The following is a 16,682-nucleotide window of genomic DNA, read 5'->3' on the forward strand; positions in this document are numbered from 1 at the left end:
TAACTTGAGCGGCAGGTTTTCTAAATCTGCTTAACATTGATGTTCAAGGTCTGAATCCGATAAGCAATCTGCCTAGGCGTCATATCCAGCAAGCGCGCGGCTTTGGCTTGCACCCAGCCGCTTTGCTCCAGCGCCGCTATTACTCGCTCCCGTTCGTCCATGTTTTCGTCGTGCAGATCGATATGTTTGATCGATTGCGGGGTGCGGCTGATGCCTATTTCGTTTTCCAGGCCGGTGCTGGCAATCACGTCGCGGTCGATAATGCCTTCCTGGCTCATGATGGCGGCGCGCTCCAAACGGTTTTCCAATTCGCGAACGTTACCCGGCCAATCGTGTTTCATCAAAATTCGGATCGCGCTTTCCTTGATTTCCAATGGCCGGCCGCCTTGTTGACGGGAGATACGGTTTAACAGAAAGCTGGCCAGTTCCGGAATGTCCTCGATACGTTCGCGCAGCGGCGGCATATTGATGGGCATCACATTCAAGCGGTAATACAAATCCTCGCGGAAATTGCCTTCGGCGACTTCCTGCTCCAGATTGCGGTTAGTGGCGGCAATGATGCGGACATTGACTTTCAGGGTGCGAACGCCGCCCACTCGCTCGAATTCGCCTTCTTGCAGCACGCGCAATAATTTGGCCTGAAACGACGCGGAGATCTCGCCGATTTCGTCGAGAAACAGCGTGCCGTTGTCTGCCAGTTCGAAGCGGCCCTTGCGTTGGCCGATTGCGCCGCTGAATGCACCTTTCTCATGGCCGAATAATTCCGATTCGAGCAAGGTGTCGGGCAAGGCTGCACAGTTCAATTTTAGAAACGGGCCGTTGGCGCAGGCTGAGTTAAAGTGTATCGAGCTGGCCACCACTTCCTTACCGGTGCCGGATTCGCCGCGAATCAACACAGTGGTATGCCATTTCGCCACCTGGCGGATGATGTCGAACACTTTCAGCATCGGCTCGGAATGGCCGATGATGTTTTCGAAGCGGTAGTTTTTGACCAGTGTTTGTTTTAAATAGTCGCGTTCGCTAGCTAGTTCGTTTTGCTTGCGTTCCATTACACGCAGCATGTTCACGCTTTGGGCGATCAGGTTGGCGACCATTTCCATGAAGCGGGCGCGCTCGCCCAAAAACGTCGAAGTACAAGGCTGCGCAGCCAAAATGCCGACCACTTCGCCTTGTTCGATGGCTAGCGGGGAGCCGATAAACGGTAAATCCGGGTTATACACGCCCAAGCGGCTTAAAAAACGCGGCTCGTCGGCGATGCGTTCCACCACAATCGTGCTGCCTTCGTCGAGGATAGCGCCTACCAGTCCCTCGCCCGGTTGGTAACGCACCGAGCGGTCTATGCCGTCGCCGTAGATCTCGCAAATGCTCATGCTGTCGTCATCGACATCGCGTAGGGTAATCATGCCGAAATGCAGGCCGTTACGCTTGTGCAAAATCTCCAGGATGCCTTTAAGCTTGGTGCGCAAGTCATGCGTGCTATTCAGCAATTGACTGACCAGAAATAGCGTATCCAGTTCGGATTCAACCAGCAATAAACGATCACTCATGGATGTTCACCATCGCTAGGTTTTTTTGACAGGGAAAGCTAATTTTAAAACTACAGCCGTTTTTGTATTGCGGGTCGATTTCTATCATGCCGTTATGCTGATTGACGATTTCCTTGCTCATGACCAGTCCCATGCCGGCCTGGACGCCGGCGGTGCTTTGATTGGTGGTAAAAAACGGTTCGAATACTTTGCTCCGTTGGTTGGCAGGTATGCCGGGGCCGGAATCGGCTATCGACACGCAAACCCAATCATGCTCGATAGCCGTGCTGATTTTGATGATGCGTTCCTGGCTGCCCGCACGATTCATTGCGTTGACCGCATTGTCGATCAATTGCTTGAACAACATGCGTAACTTGTTTTCGGAGCCGAGGATATTGGGTAACACCGGGTTGGGCAGCCAATCCACTACGATGCCGTTTGCCAAAAACTTGGTGCTATACAGCAGCATCACTTCGTGCAGCAGCTGATTCAAGTTCACCGGCACCACCGCAGACTCCGGAATTTCCGGTACGCAGCGTTGCAGAGTGGCGAGCGTTTCTTCGCCCATTTTTTGCACTTGGCCCAATAGATCGCGGATTGGACTATTGTTGGCGTCGTTGCGTTGCGTCATGATTTGAATCGCCGCGTGAATTTGGTTCAAGGGCTGGCGAATCTGGTGCATTGCGCCGAGCAAGGTTTCGCGGATGCTGCGGATGTGTTCTTCTTCCGCCAACATGGTGCGCAAAGTCTGTATCTGTAGCTTTTCCTGCTGCCGACGCAAGGGACTGATGTCGTTAATGGTCAGCAACAAGTAATCCTTGGATTGTCTGGCGAAGAAGCTGTCGGCGCAGACGTCGTTTTCGATAAACCAATTGCCGGAGCAGGAAAACCAGCGCGTGCCTTTAAGCCCCGCGCTTTCAATCCGTACCTCGCGATTGGCGAAGCCTTGCTGTCTGTCTATGTTGTCGCCCCACAAGTCGCCCATGTCTTGCTCCAGCGCTTCCAGAAAGAACAGCGCGGGCTCTTTTTTGTCGAGTTCGCTGATCAGCATTTTGTACATCTGATTATCGAGCACGACCCGTTTGTCGGAATCGAGCACCACCATCGCCACCGGCGAAGCGTTCAGTACCGATTCGATCAATTGCTTTTGGTTGTTAACTTGTTGTTCCGCGTAGTGTGCCTGGGTGACATCGCGGTGCATACCAATGTAATGACTGATGGCGCCGCGGTCGTCCAGCATCGGCGCGATGGTCAGATCAGCCAGGTAGCGTTGCCCCATTTTTTGCCGATTGACCAATTGGCCGTGCCAAACCTGCTTACGGGAAATGGTGTGCCACAAATCATAATAAATCTGTCTGGGTGTGGACTTGTCGGACAGCGCTGATTCGTTTTGGCCCAAAATTTCAGCGGCGTTGTAGCCGGTTACATCGGTGAAGGCCTGGTTGATGTAAAGGATATTGGCTTTTTTATCGGTGATCGAAATGGCCACCGGCGCTTGCTCCACCGCCTTAACAAACAAAGAGAAAGGCAGTGTTTTAGAGGTTTTGCCGCTTCTTGGCGATTGCCCGCTAGGGCCGATGGCTGGCGATAGTATATCGGCCGTTTCAATCTCAATCTGGCCTTGCAGGTAGTCAGGGGTGGATTTGGTCATGGCAAATGGTTCTCGCGTGTTTTTTTCTGGGCTTAAGTTGGAAAAATACATGCAATTAGAGAGCCAAATGCGTTTTCGCTTAGCAGCTATTGGAAAATCCCGGTGATTTGTATGGTTTACGACAAATTTAACTGTACTTGTTCCGGCTCTGTGTTTTTTAGGACAGAGATGTTGGTGGCAAATCTTGCGGCTTTGCACTGAAATGGGGAGTTACGGCGTTTTTAAGGCGTTGGCATAAATGATGCTGTCTTGTTGCAAAACACCGGGTCGAAAACGATGAGCGAATACTTACTTCTGATATTGGGTACAGCCTTGGTCAACAATGTCGTGTTGGTCAAGTTCTTGGGGTTATGCCCATTCATGGGCGTTTCCAACAAGCTGGACACCGCATTGGGCATGGGTTTGGCGACAACGTTTGTCTTGACGCTGGCGTCCGCGGCCAGCTGGGTGCTGGAGCATCGTTTATTGATACCGTTCGATATCGGTTTTCTGCGCGTGCTGGGTTTTATCTTGGTGATCGCCGCGGTAGTGCAGTTTACCGAGATGGTGATACATAAAACCAGCCCGGTGATGTACCAGGTGTTGGGGATTTTTTTACCGCTGATTACGACTAATTGCGCGGTTTTGGGTGTGGCGCTGCTTAACATCCAAGAGAAATACAATTTCGTGCAAAGCCTGCTGTTCGGCTTTGGTTCGGCAATGGGTTTTACCCTGGTGATGGTGCTCTTCGCCGGCCTACGTGAACGCTTAGCGCTCATGGCAGTGCCGGCGCTTTTTTCCGGCACCCCCATCGCATTTATCACCGCCGGCATCCTGTCGCTGGCATTCATGGGATTCGCGGGGCTTTACAGCAAATAAGAGGCACATCATGTACGTTTTATCTGCCATCGTTATTTTGACATCGCTGGGATTGTTGCTGGGCGTGGCTTTGGGGATTGCCGCCAAATATCTGAAGGTGGAGTCCGATCCGTTAATCGAGAAAGTTGAAGCCTTAATGCCCGGTTCGCAATGCGGCCAATGCGGCTTCCCAGGTTGCCGGCCGGCTGCCGAGGCTGTGGTGTCCGGCGCCGCGCCGGTAACATTATGCCCGCCGGGCGGTACGTCGCTGGTGGAACAACTGGCCAAATTACTGGGTGTTGATGTCGATTTGAGCCAAACCCAAGACCAGGAAGCGATGGTGGCCAGAGTCAGTGAAGAAACCTGCACCGGTTGCACCCGCTGCTTCAAGGTTTGTCCTACAGACGCCATCGTCGGCGCACCCAAACAAATCCACGCGGTGGTGGCGGATGCCTGTATCGGTTGCAAGAAATGTGTGGAAGTCTGTCCCACCGAATGTCTGCAAATGCACCCTGTGGAAGTGACCTTGCGCAACTGGCGCTGGCCCAAACCGCTGGCCGCTTGAGACGGAGACACCTATGTTCGCCTTGTTCGAAAATCCCCGTTTGCGCGGCGGTATCCATGCCGAAGAGCACAAATCCGAAACCTCTCCGCTTAGCATTGTTACCGATTTTCCAATACCTAAGAAATTGTACATTCCGGTGCAACAGCATGTCGGCAAGCCTGCCGAGCCGGTGGTGAAGGTCGGCGAGAAAGTACTGAAGGGCCAATTGCTGGCCTATAGCCAAGGCACCATTTCGGCGCCTGTGCATGCACCAACATCGGGCGTTATTGCCGACGTCAAAGATTTTCCGGCACCGCATCCGTCAGCCTTGCCGATTCGCACCGTGGTGATTGAAAGCGACGGTAAAGAGCAATGGGCCGAGTTAATCGTTCCGGCAGACCCATTTCAACTCGAACCGGAAGAAATATGCCAACGAGTCGGTGCCGCCGGTGTGGTGGGTTTAGGCGGTGCGGTATTCCCGTCGGCGGTCAAACTCAGTTTGGGGCGTAAAAACAAGATTCATACCTTGCTGATTAATGCCGGTGAATGCGAGCCTTATCTGACTTGCGATGACCGTTTGATGCAAGAGCGCGCGGAGCAAATCGTTGCCGGCATCCGGTTAATGTTGCGCGGCATGGATGCCCCGAAGGCTATGGTGGGTATCGAAGATAATAAACCCGAAGCTTTCGCGGCCATGCAAACGGCCGCCCGGGATTTTTCCAATATCGTGGTGGCGCAAGTGCCGACCCGCTATCCGATGGGTTGGGATAGGCAAATGTTGCGTTATTTAACCGGCCAGGAAATTCCCGCCGACGGGCGCGCCACGGACATTGGGGTGGTGGTGCACAACGTCGCTACTGCCTTTGCCGTCTATCAAGCCATTTGCTTGGGACAACCCTTGATTAGCCGGGTGGTTACGGTCTCCGGCGCGGCCGTTGCCAAACCCAGAAATGTGGAAGTGCCCATCGGCACCTTGATGTCGGAAGTATTAGCGTTTTGCGGATTGGAAAAGTCGAAAATGGCCCGCTTAGTGATGGGCGGACCGATGATGGGTGACGCTTTGCCAATTGCCGAAGTGCCGGTGGTGAAAGCCTGCAACGGCATCCTGGCCTTGTCGCATGCCGACATCGACGAGCCGGCTATACAGCCTTGCATTCGTTGTTCCAGTTGCGTGACCGCTTGCCCGGTAGGTTTGTTGCCCTTGGAAATGGCCAGCCGGATCAAAGCCAATCAATTAGACTCTGCGGTTGATTTGGGCCTAAAAGATTGCATTAGCTGTGGCAGTTGTTCTTATGTCTGCCCGTCGAATATACCCTTGGTGCATTACTTTAAATTCGCTTCCGGCGAGTTAGTTAAACGCCAACAAGCCGAGCACAAGGCTGAACAAACCAAGCGTTTAGTCGAAGATAGAAATAATCGGATGGAGCGAGCCAGATTGGAAGCCGAAGCGGAAGCTTTGCGTGCTCAGGAAGCCAGAGCTGCCCGTTTGGCTGCCGCACAACAGGCGCAAGCAGCGCCAGCAGAGGAAACCGTATGAGTAATAAACCGATTAGCGGGCCTCACGTGGCGGCCACCCGCCGCGTCGATCAAATCATGCGTTTGGTGATTATTGCCCTGGCACCGGCTACGGCCTGTGGCGTGTTGTTGTTCGGCTGGCCGGCTTTGTATTTGCTGGCGGTGACCGTGCTGTCTGCCATGGCTTTCGAAGGCTTGTGCCTGAAGATGAAAGGTGTGGCGGCAATGCCTTATTTGCGCGACGGTTCGGCGATCGTCACCGGTCTGCTGGTGGCTATGACTCTGCCGCCTTGGGCGCCTTGGTGGATAGGCGTGGTTGGCTCGGCGCTGGCCATTGTGTTGGGCAAGCATGTCTACGGCGGCTTGGGGCAAAACCTGTTCAATCCGGCCATGCTGGCCAGGGTGGCGTTGCTGATTTCCTTTCCCATCGAGATGACTACCTGGGCCAACGTATCGCCTTTGTTCACCGGGCCCGGTGTGATCGATAGCTTAGCGATCACCTTTAGCGGTTTGGAAAACCCGGATGCGGTGACCGGCGCCACGACGTTGGGTTGGGTCAAGACTGAGTTTTCGCAAAACCGGCTGTTGCCCGGCAGTTTGATCGAATATTCGGGATTTTTAGCGTTTCTCGGTTGGGAGCGCGGCAGTTTGGGGGAAACCTCGTCTTTATTATTACTGGCCGGCGGCATTTGGCTGATGCGCCAAGGGGTCATCAAATGGCACATCCCTGTCTCGTTGCTGTTCAGTATCCTTCTGTTGTCGACGATTTTTCATGCTTGGGATAGTCAGCATTACCTTGGACCCTGGGTGCATTTGAATTCCGGCGCGGTGATGTTGGTAGCGTTCTTTATCGCCACCGATTATGTCACGTCGCCTAACACACCTTTAGGCCAAGTGATTTTCGGTGCGGGCTGTGGTTTATTGATTTTCGTGATCCGCTCTTGGGGCGGCTATCCGGAAGGCACCGGTTTTGCGATTTTATTGATGAACTCGGTTACGCCGCTGATCGATCATTACATTCGTCCCAGAATTTATGGCCGCTACCGAAACGGCAAGCCGCTCGATATTTCCAATTCCTGAGACTGGTCATGAATTCCGAACCCGTTAAATTACCTCCTAAAGCCAACCGATATGTAGAGTACGCCTTGCGTATCTTGAGTAACTTTAGGCAAAAACTGGCCGTGTGGCTGGAGCCAGGAAATTTGGAACAACTGCGGCCGCTATTACAGTATCAGGCTGGCGTGTTGGGGGGATTTGCATTGCTGGCGGCGATTTTATTGGGTGTTGCCGATCTGGCGACCCGTGGTGTGATCGAGTTGCGCTTGCAGGAAGATTTGCAAGCTAACCTGGAGCAAGTGGTTCCGGCTGAGCTGTACGATAACAACTTGCTGAAAGACAGTGTATTGCTGTCTTCCGCCGATGCTAATCTGGGCGCGGAGCAAACCGAAGTGTATCTGGCTAAAAAGGCCGGTTTGGTTAACGCAGTCTGTTTTAAATTCGTCGCACCTGATGGCTACGCCGGGCCGATCAGTTTGGTGATGGGTATTGACAGCAAAGGCGAAATCCTAGGAGTGCGGGTTATCGCTCATGTCGAAACACCGGGATTGGGCGATAAGATTGAAGTGACCAAGTCCAAGTGGGTGCTGTCTTTCAACGGCAAATCCTTAAATAACCTGACCGTCGAGCAATGGGCGGTAAAGAAAGACGGCGGGGTGTTCGATCAGTTTAGTGGGGCGACGATTACGCCGCGCAAGGTCGTACAGGCCATCAAGCGGGGGTTGGAGTTTTACAAGGTGCATCAGGCGGAGTTGTTGCAGCCTAGTTGATAGTGTTTTTGGTGTCGCTATCGCGACGCTTAGTTTGCATGTCGGTTCGCGGACCGACAGCCGCGATACTTTTCTTTGCTCCGCCAAAGAAAAGTATCCAAAAGAAAGGCGGCCCGAACGCCGCTTTGTTCCTGCGCTCCGAAGCGTTTGGCGAGGGTTTTCGAAAGGGGCTTCCCAGCCCCTCCGAAAACGAGCGGCATCCATGCCGCTCCCCTATCGGGCTGGTCTCGCCAAACGCTTCGGTGCTCGGCGCGGCATACGGGAAGAAAATCGTCGCGATCTTCTCAGGTATTAACACTTGCTCACGATTTTTGGAGAAACCAATATGAATCTTTCGATTCTGTTTTCAGAACAATACAGAAAAATCGCTCGCGACGGCCTATGGGACAACAACGTCGTGCTGACCCAAAATCTGGCGCTGTGTCCGTTGCTGGCAGTGACCGGGACGGCAACCAACGGCTTGGGCATGGGCTTGGCGACCATGGTGGTAATGGTGGCATCCAATGCCGCCGTATCGGTTAGCCGGCATCTGATTCCATCTGAAATTCGCATCCCGATTTTCGTGCTGCTGATTGCTGCGTTGGTGACCTTGGTGGATATTTTTCTAAACGCCTGGATGCATGAGTTGCATAAGGTACTGGGCCTGTTTATCCCGTTGATTGTCACCAACTGCGTCATTCTCGGTCGAGCTGAAGCGTTTGCTTCCAAGCAACCGGTGATGCCGTCGATGTGGGATGGTTTGATGATGGGGGTGGGTTTTACTGCGGCGATGGTGGTACTGGGGGCGATGCGAGAGATTAGTTCCGCCGGCACTTTATTCGCCAACGCCTCTGTGCTGTTGGGGGAAAGTTTCCGGTTTTTGGAAACCACTTTGATTCCGGAATACAAAGGTTTTTTGCTGATGGCTTTGCCGCCGGGTGGCTTCATCATGCTGGGTTTCATGGTGGCATTGAAACGCTTGTTGGACCGGAAAGCGGCGGCCAAAATTACAGAACCGACCATTATTGATCCGGTTGTCTTGGAAGAAGGGGCGTAAACTATGAATGTGGGTGTATGTTATGCGCAGGCGGACAGGCAACTCTGGTTGCGGCTGGAAGTGCCGGAGGGCAGTACCATCGCCGAAGTGATTGAATTGTCCGGCGTGTTGACGCAATATCCCGAGATCGATTTGGAGAACCAAAAGGTCGGGATTTTCGGTAAACTGGCTAAATTGGATGCGTCGGTTAAGGAAGGGGACCGCGTGGAGATTTATCGTAAAATCACCGCCGATCCCGCGCAAGTTCAGCGCAGGCGAGTAGCGTAGCCCATGTACGTGTGTCTTTGCAAAGCCGTCACCGACAGTCAGCTCGATGCTGCCATAGACAGCGGTTTATGCTCGCGGAAACAGTTGGTGCAATGTTTCGGCGTCGGGGGCGATTGCGGTAAATGTAACAAGGACATTGCGCAAATTTTGGATAGAAAAAATGCATGTCGGCTATTGCAGGCTGCGAATGACGCCCAACTAATCATAAAAACCCAGGAGATTTGACATGCAAGGCGATAAAAAAGTAATCGAATTTTTAAATAAGGCACTGGAAAACGAATTAACTGCCATCAATCAATATTTTTTGCATGCCCGGATGTTCAAAAATTGGGGCTTTCAAAAGCTGAATGAAAAGGAATATCACGAATCGATCGACGAAATGAAACACGCCGATAAGTTGATCGAAAGGATTTTGTTTCTGGAAGGATTGCCCAATCTACAAAGTCTCGGCCGTTTGATGATAGGCGAGAACCCCAAAGAAATGCTGGAATGCGACCTTAAATTGGAACATCTGGCCTTGCCTTTGTTGAAAGAGGCGATAGCTTATTGTGAAAGCATCAACGACTACGTCAGCAGGGAATTGTTCGAACACATTCTGGAAAGCGAAGAAGAGCATGTCGATTGGTTGGAAACCCAGATGGACCTGATCGAAAAAGTCGGCATTCAAAACTATCTGCAATCGCAGATGTAAATAGGCGCTCCAGTCAAAAAAAACTTTACGGGGCCGATTGCCGGCCCCGTTTGGTTAGTAAGCCCCGACGCTGCAGTTTGCCAACGATTGTCATATCGTTGTTGTCCATCATCTTTTGCATTTTCCTGAAATTCTTAACCTCCCTTTTTCACTGGATTGCGGTCATTAGCAGTGGCTCGCATACCGGCACACTTATCGTTGAGGGATGAATGAGACACCTATTCTCGCCATCGCGGTTTTGATGACCCACCCAGTAGGCGCATCTGAGTCTATAGTTATGCTGCTTCGCTTGCCCTAGGGTTAAAACATAGGCGTATTCATAACGGCAGTTGACCAACTTTGATAGGTGTTCCCTGGTGATGAATGAGTTATGCTTAGCGGTATTGCGCAACATTGATGCCAAGGGCCGAAGGGTTTAAATGGCCTTTAATGCGCTAACAACACCGAAAACATTGATAGGAATTTATGCCGCACAGTGCCTTTACGCTGGAATCGTTGCTGGAAACTCATGATCTGCCGCTGATCATAATCGGCGCCGATTTACGCATCGTGGCAGTGAATCGCGCTTGGGAACAGAGTTTTGGCGTCATGCGGCAGAATTTGGTCGGCCAACCCTGCTGCGTCGAAAACCGCAATTGCCGCCATCAGCGCTTGTTTCAAACTCTGGAAGCCTACGCCGGTATTTTTGCCGACACCAACGATGCCAGTTCCCAGCGTTCTTTTAGTGCGCGCGGTTTTCCGTTGCTGGATGCCGATGCCACATTGTATTTAGGCGAAACGCTAACCGTGTTGAAAAGATCCGCGGCAAAAGGCAACGAGGCACCGGCCATGATCGGTAAGTCGACGGCGTTTGCACAATATAAAACTCGGCTGCAACAGGCGGCGGATACGCAAGCACCGGTATTATTGCTGGGTGAGACCGGCACCGGTAAGGAATTGGCGGCGGAATTTGTGCATAGCCATTCCCGGCAGGCGGATGGCAATTTTGTGATTGTCGATTGTACGATTCTGGGCGAAGAGTTATTTGAAAGCGAATTGTTCGGGCATGAAAAGGGTGCGTTTACCGGCGCGACATCTGCAAAAAAAGGCTTATTCGAATTAGCTAACAATGGCACCCTGTTCTTCGACGAGATTGGCGATTTGCCGCTGTCGCAACAGCCCAAACTGCTGCGCGCCCTGGAAAGCGGCCAATTTCGGCGGGTAGGCGGCACGGCGATGCAAAAAGCCAATGTCAGAGTGGTATGTGCTACGCATAGAAATTTAGCGGACATGGTCAAAGCCGGTCGGTTTCGCGAAGATTTGTTCTACCGTTTATCGGTGTTTCCGGTCGAAGTGCCGCCACTGAGGCAGCGTAGACAGGACTTGCCCTTATTGATCGATCATTTTTTAGCGCAGTTAAACACCGAGGCCGATAGCGGCTATACAATGACGCAATCGGCCTTAATCAAGCTTATCCAATACGCTTGGCCCGGCAATATTCGCGAGCTGCGAAACTGTCTGCAATTGGCGGCCGGCTTGTGTCAGGATAAAAGCATTCAAGAAGCCGACATACATTTTATGCAGCGCCAAGCAGTAGGGGAGCCGGCCGCCACCAGTGAGGCAAGTGGCGATGCATATTCCCCGCCAATTAACAGCATGGCGCAATTCGAGGCGGAGTTTATCAATAGTTTGATCAGCAAGTATCAGGGGAATCGCAAGTTGATAGCGGCGGAAATGAATATCAGTGAACGAACGCTGTACCGTAAACTTAACCGACTCAATCTAAATTAAGTGGCGGGGCAATGATGGAATCCAACCTGATAAACTGGACGCTTGATAACGTTGGCAGCCGGCAACGCAACGGTTTGACCCCGCCGCGCGACATGCGCGAGACTATCGCCCAGATTAAAGCGCTGCCGCCTTTGCCCGGCAGCGCGCTGCGCATATTGAATCTGATCGCCGATCCCAGCGCGGATGCGCGCAAATTAGCCGACATCATCGAACTCGACCCTTTATTGACAGCGCAAATTACCCGTTGGGCCAGTTCAGCGCTCTACGGTTATCGCGGCCAGATCACGACGGTACATGATGCGATTACTCGTGTGTTGGGGTTTGATTTTGTATTGGATTTGGCTTTGGGTTTGGCTGTGCTGGCACCGTTGAAATCGCCGAAGGAAGGGCAGATAGGTACGCGGATGTTCTGGACCCATGCCTTGGCGAGCACCCGCTTGATGGCGCAGTTGGCCGCCGTTATGCCGGCCGCCATCAGACCGGAACCGCAAGCCTTGTTTTTATCAGGCTTGATGCACAATATCGGTTTCCCGTTACTGGGACATCGTTTTCCTGACGAATTTAGTTATTTGAGTGGTTTGATCAACGCCAATCCCAGTCTGGCGATTTTCAATCTGGAAACTTTTGCCTTCGGGCTGAATCATGCCGAAATCGGCGCCTGGCTGATGAATGTGTGGTCGATGCCGCGCATGATTACCGATATTGTCTATCACCATCACAACCCCTTTTATCGCGGCGAAAACCACCAACTGAATCTGCTGACGTTTTACAGCGATTGCCTGTTGGGACGTTTAGGCATAGGCGATGCCTCGAACCAGGTGTGTCCGGAGGAAGTGCCGGACTTGCTGGGCTTGGATGAGGCGGTTTGTCTGGAAATACTCGACAGCCAAAATGACGATTTAGCGAAAATTCTAGCCACTGCGGAACAACTTACCGATTAAATTCGCCGCCTGTTATCGCAAAGGGGGCGCCTACAAATTATCCGGTGCCCCTATCAAGCAACGCAGCAGTTAATCGCGCAATATTGCATTGCGGCGGTCGGATTGCTTCAGAATGCCGCCCAGTACCCACATTTGATACATGGACACGGTCCACATAAAGGCAAAGGAAACGCCCAAGCCGGCCCCGGCGACAATCACCAATAAGGCGAAGTGGGGATTGAGTTTAGTCAGCCACCACGAGGCGATGTCTATCAGTAGAAACAAATAAGGCATCACGATGGCGGGGTATTTGTATTTGCAAGGCACACCGGTACTAAAGCTGAAAATGATGCCGACAAACATAAAAATAAAACTGATCCCAAACAAATGGATATGCGACAGCCGGGTCAGTGATTGAAAGGTAGCGCCTTCGTTTGATTCGGTCAGCTTTTTTAAGTTTTCAAACTTGGTGAAATCCGGCAACGAACCGGCATTGGCGCTATGACAGCCTATGCAAAATTGCTCGACGATGGGTTTGATGTCCTTGTTATAAACCGCTTCCTCACCGCCATCCCTGACCCATTGAATGATTTTGAAACGCTCCTGTTCCGGTGCGTTATATTTCATCGATCCATTTAATTTGGATTCCAACACCGAACCGGAGCGGTCGCCATAGTAGCTGTAAACAATATCGTCCATCGACAAACCGAATTTGCCGTCGGCCATGCCGTGGGTAAACAAAATCTGGATTAAGGCCATCAAATAACCGGCGGCTATCGTCGTTAGATAACCGGTGAACAGCAATTTGATCGAGAGGCCGAAGCTGATCAGATTGGCGCCTTTGTACGCATATTTAACAGGTGTTTGGTTGCGATCAGACATAGATGTTTTCCGGGTTATTGAGCAGGGTATCGCTTAGCGCAAGGTTTCAAACGGGAGGCAAAAGCCTTGCCTCCCGTGCCAAGCATGTTACTAGTTTTTGATATTTTGGTAGTAATAACCCAGTTCGCTGATTTCTTCATCAGTCAGGGTTTGCGCGATGATGCGCATCCGGCTGTAGATGTCGTTGTGACGAGAGCCTTCCTTAAACGCATGCAATGTGGCCGAGATGTAATCGGCATTTTGGCCGGAGATGGCCGGAATATCGACGGCTTGGCCCTTGCCGTCGCCACCATGGCAGACTTCGCAAGGTGGTAACACCCGCTCACGGCTGCCGTTTTTAACCAAGGCTTCGGCTTTTTCATAGACCATTACTGTTTTCGATTGGAAGGCTGGCGGTTGCGAGCCGAACCATGCCGCCAAATCGGCGGCGTCCTGTTTACTCAGGGTTTTGGCCAAGCCCGACATCATCGCGTTATCCCGGCTACCGTCGGCATAATCCTGCAATTGCTTGTACAAATAGGTCGGCAATTGCCCGGCTAGCGACGGGAACGCCGCCGAGATACTGATGCCTTTTTCGCCGTGACAGGCGCTGCAAGCCTTGGCCAGTTCTTCGCCTTTTTGCGGATTGCCGGCTTTCACGAAATTTAACTGTTCGGCAGTCCAGGCGACTTGTGAGGAAGGCTGGGCAAAAGCCGCGCTGGGCAACACTAATGCTGCGCTTAGAATGAGTTTTTTCATGATCAGACCCCCCATCTGCCTGAACCAAAGGTTTCCATCAAGAAGAATTGCAGGATCGGATAGCCGAACGCGATCAGCATGAACACGCCGATCACGATATTCCATAAGGTGAAGTTGTTTAGATAGCCGGGCAGATTACTGACCGCGTGAATCGGCTCGGCGTATTCCACTTCGCCCTGGAAGCTTTCGCTGCCGAAATGGGTTTTATACAGGTTGTAAACCAGCAGGCCGGCCGAAACGACCAGGATCAAACCGCCGAAAATCATCGTTACCTCGTAGGGTTCCCAGGAAATCGTCAACAGATTGTTGTAATTGACGCTATCGATGCGGCGTGGCTGGCCTAGCAAGCCCAAGATGTGCCAAGGTGTGGTCATGATAATCATGCCGATGAACCAGCTCCAAAGCTGGGCAATGGCCATGGACGGGCAGAACAGCGGCTTGCCAGTCAAAATCGGCCAGAAGTAATAGGCAATGCCAAAGTACATGATGATAGTGGTGCCGCCGAAGATCAGATGGAAGTGTCCGGAAATCCAGGCGGTGTTGTGCACCATCGCGTTCATCGCGTAGCTGGCATTAACCAAGCCGCCGAAGCCGCCGAAGATCAGCATCAACAAGCCCAGAATGATGGCCAATACCATGGGATTATTCCAGGGCAGGGCAGCAATCCAGCCGAACAAGCCCTTGCCGCCGTTCAAACGACCGGCGATTTCCAGAGAGGCAATCACGGTAAAACCGGTGATGAAGGTTGGCAGGGTGACGACAAAGGTACCGACCGCATGCAGGATTTTCCAGCCGTGGCCTTGTTCCGGGTCCATGTATAAATGATGAAAACCGATCGGCAAGCTGAATACCACCAATAAGATGAATGCGGCCCGGGCCATCTCATCGCTGAACAAAAAACCGCCAGCTTGCTTGGGCACCAAAGTATAAAACGCCGTGTAGGTGGGAATCAGCCAGAAATAAACGATAGGATGCAGGGTCCAGGCGAACAGCGTGCGCGCCAAGCCGGCATCGATGGTATCGATCCAGCCCAAAGCCCAGGGTATCAGTTGGAACAACACTTCGGCGGCTACGCCGGCGCTGGTCCACAGCCATAAAATGGCGTTCGCGGTGGTGGCGAACATCGCCAATGGTACGGGTTGCTCCGGATTGTTCTTTTTCCATTGCATGTACATGACAATCATCGACACGCACCAGAACCAGGAGCCGACGACCAATAAGGTTGCGCCGATGTAAAACAGCGGATGCGCCATCAATGGCGGATAAAAGGTGAACAGCACCGAAGCTTGGCCCAGCAGCAACGGTAATGCCGCCAAGACTACGCCAGTCAGGGCCACGCCGAAGCCGGTCCAGGCGAAGGTTTTGTTCCAAACCGGCAATTTCAAGGTGGTGTTGGCCACATAATAGCCAAAGCCCATGATGAAAAATGTGGTCAGCACAAAGCCCATTAACACCCCGTGGGTACTGACCGATGCGTAATACACTTCCCTCGACTCCAGAAAGCCGAAGAAGCCGCTACGTTCGATGACCTGATACAGGCCCATCACTGCCGCCAGCCCGAACGAGCCAAACGCTACCCAGAAATGGGTCAGCGCCAATTTTTTTTCCGCTGAGTTATCCATGATTTGCTCCCCCTTGTTTATTGAGCGCTTCCCATTGCGCCTTGCTCACCACTTTGATGTTGCTCCACATATGGGCGTGGCCCATGCCGCAATATTCGTTGCACAGCACTGGATACTCACCGGCGTGATGAAAGGCGGTGCTTACCTGCGCAACGTAGCCGGGCACAATCATCGTGCTCATATTGGTCATCGGCATATGCACGCCGTGGATCACGTCCAGACTGACCCAGCGAAAGGTGATTTCGGTTTCTGCGGGCAGGGTGAGTTCTTTCGGATAAAAGCCGTAGCGGCCGGCTACCATGCGCACGGTGACGCTACCGTTAGCGTTATGTTGTACGCCGAGTTTATCCTCGGCAAATTCCGCAGAAAGATGCAATTTGGCGGAGTCTATGGTTTCGACGTTACTCGGCGCGTGAATGCCGTGAAAAAACGCTGACCCTAAAATGACGGTCACAAACAGGCCGGCTATCCCTAACGAGATACCGGCCCAGTTTTTTTCCAGTTTATCGATATGCATGTCTCCCCCTTAACCAATATGGCCGCGAGGCAAAAAGATGCCGTAGTACATTAACAGCCAAGCTACGACCATGCCGCCGCCGACTATCAACATCAATGCCCAGGTGCCGACCGGTGAGCTTTGCAAAATTTTTTGACGTTCTTCTTCTGAGAGATTGTTCATATCCTTCCTTCTTGTATGCGTTTTGATAGGAATTAGGTTGGCAACCAACGGCATGAACAGCAGGGGCTTTGTCATTCTTACTGATGACTTTACCATCTGATTGCTAGGGTAATCATACCTTTAGCGCCGGGCTAACCGAAAGCAATAAATCAGCGGTACTAATTGTTTGAGGAGGGTG

At 52.2% G+C, this 16,682-nt stretch carries 18 protein-coding genes; 11 read left to right on the forward strand and 7 right to left on the reverse strand.

Features of this window, described 5'->3' with window-relative positions; genetic code table 11:
* Positions 1-20: 20 nt before the first annotated feature.
* Together nifA and nifL are read right to left on the reverse strand one after the other, a co-directional pair.
* Positions 21-1,547 carry a nif-specific transcriptional activator NifA gene (gene nifA, locus CWO84_RS20025; RefSeq protein WP_020485085.1) on the reverse strand — a complete coding sequence of 509 codons (1,527 nt, stop codon included), beginning with the start codon at positions 1,545-1,547 and terminating at the stop codon, positions 21-23.
* Entirely contained in the window at positions 1,540-3,177 is a 1,638-nt protein-coding gene (nifL, locus tag CWO84_RS20030; RefSeq protein WP_033155812.1) for a nitrogen fixation negative regulator NifL, read from the reverse strand. Before nifL ends, nifA begins: the two co-directional genes overlap by 8 nt.
* 276 nt (positions 3,178-3,453) lie before the next feature.
* Between nifL and rsxA the strand changes: the two genes are divergently transcribed.
* The 11 genes from rsxA (at position 3,454) to CWO84_RS20085 (ending at position 12,604) form a co-directional block, all read left to right on the forward strand.
* The gene (gene rsxA, locus CWO84_RS20035) at positions 3,454-4,035 is read left to right on the forward strand and encodes an electron transport complex subunit RsxA (protein ID WP_026147191.1); all 582 of its coding nucleotides are present in this window, start codon (positions 3,454-3,456) and stop codon (positions 4,033-4,035) included.
* Between the two features lie 10 nt (positions 4,036-4,045).
* Positions 4,046-4,579: an electron transport complex subunit RsxB gene (gene rsxB, locus CWO84_RS20040; RefSeq protein ID WP_033155651.1), complete on the forward strand. Its 534-nt coding sequence runs from the start codon at positions 4,046-4,048 to the stop codon at positions 4,577-4,579.
* A gap of 13 nt (positions 4,580-4,592) precedes the next feature.
* Positions 4,593-6,095, forward strand: a complete 1,503-nt coding sequence (rsxC, locus tag CWO84_RS20045; RefSeq protein ID WP_101054762.1) for an electron transport complex subunit RsxC — start codon at positions 4,593-4,595, stop codon at positions 6,093-6,095.
* Positions 6,092-7,153, forward strand: a complete 1,062-nt coding sequence (locus tag CWO84_RS20050) for an RnfABCDGE type electron transport complex subunit D (RefSeq protein WP_033155649.1) — start codon at positions 6,092-6,094, stop codon at positions 7,151-7,153. The genes rsxC and CWO84_RS20050 overlap by 4 nt, the downstream gene beginning before the upstream one ends.
* Positions 7,154-7,161: 8 nt before the next feature.
* Positions 7,162-7,899: an electron transport complex subunit RsxG gene (gene rsxG / locus CWO84_RS20055; RefSeq protein ID WP_033155648.1), complete on the forward strand. Its 738-nt coding sequence runs from the start codon at positions 7,162-7,164 to the stop codon at positions 7,897-7,899.
* Between the two features lie 325 nt (positions 7,900-8,224).
* The gene (locus tag CWO84_RS20060) at positions 8,225-8,935 is read left to right on the forward strand and encodes an electron transport complex subunit E (RefSeq protein ID WP_033155646.1); all 711 of its coding nucleotides are present in this window, start codon (positions 8,225-8,227) and stop codon (positions 8,933-8,935) included.
* A 3-nt stretch (positions 8,936-8,938) separates the two neighbouring features.
* On the forward strand, positions 8,939-9,202 hold the full coding sequence (locus CWO84_RS20065; protein WP_033155645.1) for an RnfH family protein: 264 nt from the start codon (positions 8,939-8,941) through the stop codon (positions 9,200-9,202).
* Between the two features lie 3 nt (positions 9,203-9,205).
* Positions 9,206-9,427 carry a (2Fe-2S)-binding protein gene (locus tag CWO84_RS20070; RefSeq protein WP_033155644.1) on the forward strand — a complete coding sequence of 74 codons (222 nt, stop codon included), beginning with the start codon at positions 9,206-9,208 and terminating at the stop codon, positions 9,425-9,427.
* A gap of 1 nt (position 9,428) precedes the next feature.
* A complete protein-coding gene (gene bfr / locus CWO84_RS20075) occupies positions 9,429-9,893 on the forward strand; it encodes a bacterioferritin (protein WP_033155643.1) in 465 nt (154 codons plus the stop codon).
* Positions 9,894-10,358: 465 nt separating this feature from the next.
* Positions 10,359-11,663 carry a sigma-54-dependent Fis family transcriptional regulator gene (locus tag CWO84_RS20080; protein ID WP_101054765.1) on the forward strand — a complete coding sequence of 435 codons (1,305 nt, stop codon included), beginning with the start codon at positions 10,359-10,361 and terminating at the stop codon, positions 11,661-11,663.
* A gap of 11 nt (positions 11,664-11,674) precedes the next feature.
* Positions 11,675-12,604, forward strand: a complete 930-nt coding sequence (locus tag CWO84_RS20085) for an HDOD domain-containing protein (RefSeq protein ID WP_101054768.1) — start codon at positions 11,675-11,677, stop codon at positions 12,602-12,604.
* A 69-nt stretch (positions 12,605-12,673) separates the two neighbouring features.
* On the opposite strand, the gene CWO84_RS20090 is transcribed toward CWO84_RS20085, so the two are convergent.
* The 5 genes from CWO84_RS20090 to CWO84_RS24535 form a co-directional block, all read right to left on the reverse strand.
* Complete coding sequence (locus tag CWO84_RS20090) at positions 12,674-13,465, reverse strand: elongation factor 1-alpha (RefSeq protein WP_051669692.1); 792 nt, start codon at positions 13,463-13,465, stop codon at positions 12,674-12,676.
* 90 nt (positions 13,466-13,555) lie between these two features.
* Positions 13,556-14,203 (reverse strand): c-type cytochrome, encoded by a 648-nt coding sequence (locus tag CWO84_RS20095; RefSeq protein ID WP_033155641.1) that lies wholly within the window; start codon positions 14,201-14,203, stop codon positions 13,556-13,558.
* 2 nt (positions 14,204-14,205) lie between these two features.
* A complete protein-coding gene (locus tag CWO84_RS20100) occupies positions 14,206-15,825 on the reverse strand; it encodes a b(o/a)3-type cytochrome-c oxidase subunit 1 (RefSeq protein ID WP_101054771.1) in 1,620 nt (539 codons plus the stop codon).
* Positions 15,818-16,342 carry a cytochrome c oxidase subunit II gene (locus CWO84_RS20105; protein ID WP_033155639.1) on the reverse strand — a complete coding sequence of 175 codons (525 nt, stop codon included), beginning with the start codon at positions 16,340-16,342 and terminating at the stop codon, positions 15,818-15,820. Before CWO84_RS20105 ends, CWO84_RS20100 begins: the two co-directional genes overlap by 8 nt.
* Positions 16,343-16,351: 9 nt before the next feature.
* A complete protein-coding gene (locus CWO84_RS24535) occupies positions 16,352-16,504 on the reverse strand; it encodes a hypothetical protein (RefSeq protein ID WP_051669688.1) in 153 nt (50 codons plus the stop codon).
* Between the last annotated feature and the right edge of the window lie 178 nt (positions 16,505-16,682).

This window comes from Methylomonas sp. Kb3, from assembly GCF_002834115.1.
GTDB classification, from domain to species: Bacteria; Pseudomonadota; Gammaproteobacteria; order Methylococcales; family Methylomonadaceae; genus Methylomonas; species Methylomonas defluvii.

Coding starts and splice junctions, on each gene's coding strand:
- nifA (WP_020485085.1), bottom strand. CDS start 1,547: ATGAGTGATCGTTTATTGCTGGTTGAATCCGAACTGGATACGCTATTT.
- nifL (WP_033155812.1), bottom strand. CDS start 3,177: ATGACCAAATCCACCCCTGACTACCTGCAAGGCCAGATTGAGATTGAA.
- rsxA (WP_026147191.1), top strand. CDS start 3,454: ATGAGCGAATACTTACTTCTGATATTGGGTACAGCCTTGGTCAACAAT.
- rsxB (WP_033155651.1), top strand. CDS start 4,046: ATGTACGTTTTATCTGCCATCGTTATTTTGACATCGCTGGGATTGTTG.
- rsxC (WP_101054762.1), top strand. CDS start 4,593: ATGTTCGCCTTGTTCGAAAATCCCCGTTTGCGCGGCGGTATCCATGCC.
- CWO84_RS20050 (WP_033155649.1), top strand. CDS start 6,092: ATGAGTAATAAACCGATTAGCGGGCCTCACGTGGCGGCCACCCGCCGC.
- rsxG (WP_033155648.1), top strand. CDS start 7,162: ATGAATTCCGAACCCGTTAAATTACCTCCTAAAGCCAACCGATATGTA.
- CWO84_RS20060 (WP_033155646.1), top strand. CDS start 8,225: ATGAATCTTTCGATTCTGTTTTCAGAACAATACAGAAAAATCGCTCGC.
- CWO84_RS20065 (WP_033155645.1), top strand. CDS start 8,939: ATGAATGTGGGTGTATGTTATGCGCAGGCGGACAGGCAACTCTGGTTG.
- CWO84_RS20070 (WP_033155644.1), top strand. CDS start 9,206: ATGTACGTGTGTCTTTGCAAAGCCGTCACCGACAGTCAGCTCGATGCT.
- bfr (WP_033155643.1), top strand. CDS start 9,429: ATGCAAGGCGATAAAAAAGTAATCGAATTTTTAAATAAGGCACTGGAA.
- CWO84_RS20080 (WP_101054765.1), top strand. CDS start 10,359: ATGCCGCACAGTGCCTTTACGCTGGAATCGTTGCTGGAAACTCATGAT.
- CWO84_RS20085 (WP_101054768.1), top strand. CDS start 11,675: ATGATGGAATCCAACCTGATAAACTGGACGCTTGATAACGTTGGCAGC.
- CWO84_RS20090 (WP_051669692.1), bottom strand. CDS start 13,465: ATGTCTGATCGCAACCAAACACCTGTTAAATATGCGTACAAAGGCGCC.
- CWO84_RS20095 (WP_033155641.1), bottom strand. CDS start 14,203: ATGAAAAAACTCATTCTAAGCGCAGCATTAGTGTTGCCCAGCGCGGCT.
- CWO84_RS20100 (WP_101054771.1), bottom strand. CDS start 15,825: ATGGATAACTCAGCGGAAAAAAAATTGGCGCTGACCCATTTCTGGGTA.
- CWO84_RS20105 (WP_033155639.1), bottom strand. CDS start 16,342: ATGCATATCGATAAACTGGAAAAAAACTGGGCCGGTATCTCGTTAGGG.
- CWO84_RS24535 (WP_051669688.1), bottom strand. CDS start 16,504: ATGAACAATCTCTCAGAAGAAGAACGTCAAAAAATTTTGCAAAGCTCA.